Here is a 4,075-nt window from a genome sequence, read left to right as displayed (position 1 = left end):
TAGGTGGCCTTGAGCGCGTTGAGAAGTCCTCGGCCCTCGGTTTTCTTCGGTTCGCCAAAGCCGCGCTTCGCCATCAGAGCAGAAAGTGCGGTATCCCCGTCAAGAGCATCGAGATTCGCCTCCAAGTCTCCGATAAAATTAGCGATAATCTGATCCTGATCTGCTTTTTTCTGAACCGTTTTCTTTGTCTTTACAACTTGATCACTGATCATCTCAACTTGGTCGTCTATTTTTTTAACTTGATCTGACATATTTACAACCTGATCCTTCTAGTTTCTATTTTGATTTTTGTTGTTTACAACCCGTTCCATCAACCGATACACCGTCGTCCCGGGCACACCAGGCACCGGCTCCAAATGCGTCCCTGGCAGCTCTTTCGCCCGACGAATCGCCTCGCTGACATACTCCTGCCACTGTTGAGGATCATTAAAATAGTACCCCTTAGTTGCCTCAGACAAAGCCGACTTTAGCGTGGGAAGCTTTTCGGCATCGTAGTCAAAGAGATGCAGCCAGAGCCATAGCTCAAAACGGGGATTACTTATAGCTATCTCATACCCGGCTGTTTTCGCTTCGTGACAGACCTCAGGAAGTCTATGCCACTTATCTACATCCACCATCAGCCAGAGTTCATCCCCGAGCATCCAATCTTCAGACGCTTGATAGTCCTTGAGCTTTTTCAAGACTGCTTGCGGCGAGGAATGACCTTGCGGCGGCAAAATCGTCATTTCCACGCCATAGCGTTTCCGCAACGGCTCCAGATAACGCCTCTCCGTCTTGTCTCCTTCAATCGCGACGACAAAAAGCTTCGGGTCGCGTGTGCCAACTTTCCGCTCCAGCAAATCCAGCCCGTCACTCACTTCAGATTTGCTCCCTCGTTTTGAATCTCCTCCAGAAACGCATCCAGCTCTTCGCGGCGCAGATACGGAACCCCACCAAATCGCCCTCGGAGATACTGCCGCTCGATATTGGTTCCCTCAGGAATCTTAAACTCGGCCAGCGACGTCAGACTAGAATGCCCCGTTTCATCTTTATCCACCAACCAAACTTCATCCCGTCGCAAAAGATCATCCGAAAGTAAGTTATCATCATGCGTCGTAAAAATAAGTTGGCTCTCCTGCCGGTTCATTTTACGCCAAACTTCAATGAGTAACCGTGAAAGATTAGGATGCAATCGACGATCAAGCTCATCTATTATAATGATGCGACTCATAGAAGGCATCAGAGATAGTAACAGATCAACCAAACACTGAGTCCCAGCAGATTCTTGGTGTAAATAAAAAAAAGGAATATCCATATCTTCTGAATGCCTAAACTCAAATTCCATTTCACACAAATCATCATCTCTAAGTCCATATATTTTTTTCAATCCAAGATTCGACACATCTGCAACAATTGGCATATCAGTATACGATAATGACTCTTTTAATTTTTTTACTAAATCAGATTTATGCCTGGTATTTAAATGAATTCTATTATCAGTAAATTTCAGGTTAATATCTTGTATACCAGAATCTGCACATTTTAAAATCATTTTAATAAACAGGCATAAGCTTTTTCCTGCATAAAATTTGGGTTCCGAATTAGCATTATCTCCCTCATCAGATATAACTACAAGATCATTGCGAAACCATTGATATGTACTTCTTAATATGTCAGAATTTTTGTTTTGCAGCTCATATATAAATAATTGTTCTTTTCTTGTCCCTTCAACAATAAATTTATAAAATTCTTCATTTTCTTTGAAGACATCACCCAGTTCAATTTTTTTTATACCATCAATAAAATTCCTTAAAAAATACATACTTCCATCAACATACAGCCATTCCTCAATAATCATTGAATCATTACATTTAAATCCGTATTTACAAATATTTTCCCCATTTTTAAAAATAAATTGAAAAAAACTATCACCCTCTATAGATTTTCGATCTAGTGAGTGTGACATTACACCCAAGCTCTGATCCGGGGCATTTATACTAAAAATTAGATGCCGTGCAAACGCTATTGCATATAATAGGTTAGATTTCCCCGATGCATTTGCTCCATAAATAGCTCCGATAGAAAGAACGTTTTTACCATCACCAACAGGCCGTAGGTCTTCAGGGATGCCATCAATTTCTGGAGAGGCCATCATGCTGAAGGTGACGGGCTCGCGGAAGGAGAGAAAATTCCCTACGGTAAATTGAAGTAACATAGCCTGCATTTTACCCGATGGCAGATTGCGGCAGGAATCCCCACCCCGCGCCACGAACCACTCACTATGACAAAGATCGTCTTTCTGGCGGGCACCAAGAGCCATGGGCCGGGTGAACACGAGTATGAGAAGGGCCTGCGGCTGTTTGCCAAGGCACTGGCTCCGTTTGCTCAGACCGAGGTGCATCTCTACGGCTGGCCTGAGGGAGACGCGGAGAAAACGCTGGACGACGCGGACTGTATCGTGCTTTACGCAGACGGTTCCGACCATAAAAAGAGCGATCACCCGCTGCTGATCGGCAATCGTCTGGCGGTGATCGAGCGACAGATGAAGCGTGGGTGTGGGCTGGTGACACTGCACTACGCCACTTTCTGCCCACTGGAACACAGCCAAAAGTATCTCGCGTGGGTCGGAGGGCACTTTGACTACGAGTCGGGGAGCGGGGCGAACCACTGGGAATCGGCCATCCAGCACTTCGAGTCCATGCCAAGCTTTGTGCCGCATGTGATTACCGAGGGAGTGGCACCGTTTGCGGTACGCGAGGAATGGTACTACAAAATGCGCCTCAACCCGAAGACCGTCCAGCCCCTCGTGCAGGTGCTGCCACCCGGGGAGACACTGCCACAGACTGTCGCCTGGTGCGTGAGCCGCCCAGATCAGGCAGGTGGGCGCGGGTTTGCCTGCACGGGCGGTCATACCCACCAGAACTGGGCGCTCCCCGGCTACCAGAAGCTCATCGCACAAGGAATTTTATGGGCCGCCAAGGCCGAGGGCACCCCTAAGTTCGTCCCGCTCGACGATCCGCTCCGTGTGCAGATTCTCACGGGCAGGCACCACCCAGCGCACAACTGGCAGCAGACAACGCCCGCGCTTGCGGAGATTCTGAGCACCGACAAGCGCCTGAGTACATCGGTCTGCGAAAACCCGGAGGCGCTCGATCTTGGCACCACCGATGTACTCGTCCTCAACTACTGCAACTGGGAATCGGCGAGCCTGAGCGCGGGCAAGCGCACGGCGCTGCTTAGTTTCGTGCGCCGCGGCGGTGGGCTGGTGCTCGTCCACTTTGCCAATGGTGCCTGGCGCGACTGGCCAGAGTTCTTTGGCGGGCTCGCGCGTCGTGTCTGGGTGGATGGCAAGGCCAACCACGATGCCTACGGCGGTTTTACAGTGACGGTCACTCAGCCCACGCACCGGCTCACGGCGGGGTTTCCCCTCTCGTTTCCCACCACCGACGAGCTGTACTGCTCACAAGTGGGTGAGGTTCCCGTGGAGCCGCTTCTCACCGCGCACTCTAAAGTAACCAACAAAGACGAGCCCCTAGCCTTCACCTACACCGAAGGCAAGGGGCGTATTTTCCAGACGCTTCTCGGCCATGATGCCGAGGCGCTCCGCACCCCCGCCCACGCCGAGTTGATCCGTCGCGCCGTGGCCTGGGTAGGAAATCGGGAAGTTTTGCCGCTGCCAACCTCTCCCCCCCAACCCCCTCCCCCGGACGTTCGTTCCTCACTGGGGAAGGGGGAGCCTGCAGGCGGGTGGGAAGCCAAGGGCGACTCCCGCTGGCAGGAGCCGCCGCTGGTGGTGACGTGCCGGGTGCGGCTTTTCTCCAAAAGCGGCTTTAATATCCTCGTCGCCAGTAACTATAAAGACTCACCGCGCCACTGGGAAATGTACACGGAAGCAGGATCGGGAAAGCTCGCGGTCTATCTGCCCGGCGCGGCTCCGACCAATATCACTGCAGATTCTGATATTTGCGACGGGCAGTGGCACGCGGTCCGCTTTGAGTACTTACCCGCCAGCGTGAAGCTCTTTGTTGATGAAAAGCGAGCCGCGGAGGCGCAGATTGGGATGGCACATGTCACGGCCGCCATCGGGCCGCTCTGG

Annotated in this window: 4 protein-coding genes; 1 reads left to right on the top strand and 3 read right to left on the bottom strand. The window is 51.2% G+C overall.

Features of this window, described 5'->3' with window-relative positions; translation table 11 throughout:
- The 3 genes from ACH2EH_RS14850 to ACH2EH_RS14840 all read right to left on the bottom strand — a co-directional run.
- The coding region (locus tag ACH2EH_RS14850) for a hypothetical protein (RefSeq protein ID WP_395142824.1) at positions 1-251 on the bottom strand (251 nt) is incomplete at its 3' end.
- An 18-nt stretch (positions 252-269) separates the two neighbouring features.
- A complete protein-coding gene (locus tag ACH2EH_RS14845) occupies positions 270-857 on the bottom strand; it encodes an RloB family protein (RefSeq protein ID WP_395142823.1) in 588 nt (195 codons plus the stop codon).
- Positions 854-2,194 carry an ATP/GTP-binding protein gene (locus ACH2EH_RS14840; protein ID WP_395142822.1) on the bottom strand — a complete coding sequence of 447 codons (1,341 nt, stop codon included), beginning with the start codon at positions 2,192-2,194 and terminating at the stop codon, positions 854-856. Before ACH2EH_RS14840 ends, ACH2EH_RS14845 begins: the two co-directional genes overlap by 4 nt.
- A gap of 66 nt (positions 2,195-2,260) precedes the next feature.
- Here ACH2EH_RS14840 and ACH2EH_RS14835 point away from each other — a divergent pair.
- Positions 2,261-4,075, top strand: a 1,815-nt coding sequence (locus ACH2EH_RS14835) for a ThuA domain-containing protein (RefSeq protein WP_395142821.1), incomplete at its 3' end; no start/stop codon positions are given.

Source organism: Armatimonas sp. (assembly GCF_043760365.1).
Taxonomy (GTDB): Bacteria; Armatimonadota; Armatimonadia; order Armatimonadales; family Armatimonadaceae; genus Armatimonas.
The sequence above is the reverse complement of the archived record's forward strand: the minus strand, read 5'-3'. Positions and strand labels throughout refer to the sequence as shown.

Excerpts from the sequence above, each read along its gene's own strand:
- ACH2EH_RS14840 (WP_395142822.1), bottom strand. The coding sequence starts at position 2,194 with ATGTTACTTCAATTTACCGTAGGGAATTTTCTCTCCTTCCGCGAGCCC.